We start from the raw sequence: 2,762 nt of genomic DNA, 5'->3' as shown, positions 1-2,762 counted from the left end.
GCGGCGGGGCCCGCACAGGGCGCCGTCGCCCTCGGCTTCGCGATCCCCGCCCCGACCGCCACGGAGGTGGCCGAGGAGCTCCGGGAGGACGGAACGGCGGAACACGCCTTCATGGGCCTGGCGCCGGGCGCGATCACGCCCCAGATCGCCGAGCAGCTGGACCTGCAGGACACCACGGGGGTGGTGGTCCTGTCCGTGTCCGAGGGCGGACCGGCCGACGACGCGGGCATCCGGCCGGGTGACATCCTCACCCGGATCGGGGACGAGGAGCTGTCGGCGCCCGAGGATCTCCTCTCGGCGCTGCGCCGGCGGGATCCCGGGGAGACGGTAGCCGTGGAGACCCGGCGGGGTTCGGAGACGCGGAGCGTTGACGTGCAGCTCACGGATCGGCCCGCTGCGGAGGGCTGACACCTCAGAGGAGGCTCCACGCCCTCCAGCCCGGATACACCTCGTGCTGCATCTCCTGGGCGAGGGACTCGAGGTCCTCGAGGTCCTGTCCCGGGAAGAGGCGTGGCGAGGTGGACATGACGCAGAGTGTCCCGATCAGCCATCCTCCCGGGCCACGGAGGGGATACCCGGCGTAGAACCGGATGTGCGGTTCACCGGCGACGAAGGGGTGCGAGCGGAAACGCTCGTCCTGCACGGTATCGGGCAGGACGAGGGGCCCGGCGGACCGGATCGTGGCATCGCAGAAGGCCTGTGTCCGCTCGAGGTCCTGATTCGCCTTCCCCACCGCGGACTTGATGAACTGCCGGTGGTCCGCGATCAGTGCCAGCGTCGCCATCTCGCAGCCGAACCGCTCGGCGGCCCGACGGGTGATGCGGTCGAACCGCTCTTCGGGCGGGGTGTCGAGGAGGTGAACTCCGGCCAGGGACCGGAGCCGCTCCCGCTCCGCCGTCCCGGCGTCGAGGAGGACCGATCCTGCCGCTCCCAGCTGGCGGATGAGCTCCAGCTCCTGGCCACCCGGCAGCTCCGTCCCGGCGGACGGCCCGATCTCCTGTGCGACGCCCTGCCCGGACGCCTCCCGCGCAGCCTCGGCGAGGAGGTCGGACTCGAGGGGCGGGAGATCCGCCGACCCGCGGAGATAGGCGTCGATCTCCAGCTCCGAGAGGGAGCCACCCAGCGCGAAGTACTGGATCCACGCCTCGGCGACCGACATGCCTGCGCGCTGGAACGCGTCGGCGATCCGCCCGCGCCGGTTCCGCTCGTCCATTGCTCCCCGTTCCCCTTGGAGTGCGCCCTACTCGAAGTGTGTCCTGGCGGGCCCCTGTCCGAGCGACTGCAGGACGGAGGCCGCCACGTCCCGCAGCTTGATGTTCCTCGCACTGGATGCCGCTTTGAGGATCGACATGGCAGCATCCTGGGAGCACCTGTTCTGCCCCATGATGACGCCGACGGCGAGGTCGATGGTCGTCCGGCTCTCCATGGCCGCGCGCATGTCGGCGCTGGACTCGGTCAGGCTCGCGATACGCACCGCGAGCCTGAGGGACGCGGACACCTCCGCGGCGAACCTCTCGGCGGCCTCGATCGCCCTCTCCGTGAACGCGTCGGTGAGCGGCGAGTAGAAATTGAGCGCGGCCGCTGCATCACCCTCCAGCCGGATGGGCACCCCGAGGGCGGACTTGATGCCGTGGTCGCTGATCGCCCGGCTGTACTCGGGGAAGCGCTCCTCGGTGTCGAAGTCGGAGACGTAGTGGACGACGCCGAGGCGGGCGGCCCGCAGGCACGGTCCGTCGTTGTACTCGTACTGGACCTCGTCCATCTTCTGCGCGTCCGGACTGTTGCTCGCGACCGTCGTCTTGGTGCGGGCACGGAGAAGGGTCACGCCGCACAGGACCTCGTCGTCCTCGGCGGACAGCGTGTGGCCTGCGACCTTGACCAGCTTGGTCAGGAACTCCTCCACGTCGTCGCTGTCGAGGACCATGTCCTGCAGCAGGCCCGGGAACACAGGACTCTTCTCTTTCTCGTGATCGGCCAACGGCAAACCTTTGCATCAACCCCGCCCCGGTCGACGCGCGATGCTGGGCAAGAGGAAGGTGGTGGGCCGCCTGCTGCTAAACGGCCAGAGAAATCATACCCAATGGCGGGGATGCTGGAGCACGGCCTCTCCTCCGGCCACCGGCCCGACTGTCAACCTGAGGCGATCTTGAGGGAGCTCACCCCGCACCTTGAGGAGTACGGCGCACACTGGACATACGCAGCAAATGGCCCGGACGTGTCCGCGGACTGACGTTGAATACATCGATGTGCTTGCACGGACATGGGGCGTCGGTCAGGGGTCAAGCAGCCGGCCCCCGACCGGACGCTTGCCCCCCGTCCAGCATCCCGAGCCGCGCGTGCTGCCCCCGGTAGACGGCCGTCCGCAGCTCGATGGCGTAGGCCTGGAGGGCCGGCATCCCGAGCTCGCCGGCGAGGGCGATCTCCGCCTCGACGTCGTAGGCGACCCGCACGAACTGGATGCCGAACGGATCGTCGCGACCGCCGTCGGACTCGCCCTCGAGGATCACGTACGACGCCTGCGGCTGGTCGAGTGGATTCCCCACGCTGCCGACGTTCACCAGCGTGCGGCTCCGGTTGGTCGACACGAACGCGTCATGGATGTCGCCGTAGCAGACCACGTCCGGCAGGGGTCCACTCCCGGTCAGTCCGGTCGCCGCGAACATGCCCTCGAAGTCCTCGTCGCTGTGCCGTGCGTGGACCCGGTGGTAGACGCTCCGTGCAGAGGCGTGGAACATCCGGATGCGGCGGCCGCTCAAGGTGAT

4 protein-coding genes are annotated in these 2,762 nt (G+C 69.4%); 1 reads left to right on the top strand and 3 read right to left on the bottom strand.

The annotated features are described in order from the left end of the window. Nucleotides 1-408, top strand: a 408-nt coding sequence (locus CVO76_RS16580) for a S1C family serine protease (protein WP_208740172.1), incomplete at its 5' end; no start/stop codon positions are given. 4 nt (nucleotides 409-412) lie between these two features. On the opposite strand, the gene CVO76_RS16575 is transcribed toward CVO76_RS16580, so the two are convergent. The 3 genes from CVO76_RS16575 to CVO76_RS16565 form a co-directional block, all read right to left on the bottom strand. Continuing rightward, nucleotides 413-1,213, bottom strand: coding sequence for a GAF domain-containing protein (locus CVO76_RS16575; RefSeq protein ID WP_208740171.1), 801 nt, complete (start codon nucleotides 1,211-1,213; stop codon nucleotides 413-415). Nucleotides 1,214-1,240: 27 nt separating this feature from the next. Then, complete coding sequence (locus CVO76_RS16570) at nucleotides 1,241-1,978, bottom strand: GAF and ANTAR domain-containing protein (RefSeq protein ID WP_244186069.1); 738 nt, start codon at nucleotides 1,976-1,978, stop codon at nucleotides 1,241-1,243. Between the two features lie 301 nt (nucleotides 1,979-2,279). Next, nucleotides 2,280-2,762 (bottom strand): metallophosphoesterase family protein (locus CVO76_RS16565; protein WP_208740170.1); only part of this gene is annotated, 483 nt, incomplete at its 5' end.

Origin of the sequence: Arthrobacter agilis (assembly GCF_002953615.1) — a bacterium.
Taxonomy (GTDB): Bacteria; Actinomycetota; Actinomycetes; order Actinomycetales; family Micrococcaceae; genus Arthrobacter_D; species Arthrobacter_D agilis_B.
Note: the sequence above shows the minus strand (reverse complement) of the source record. Positions and strands in the feature narration are given on the sequence as shown.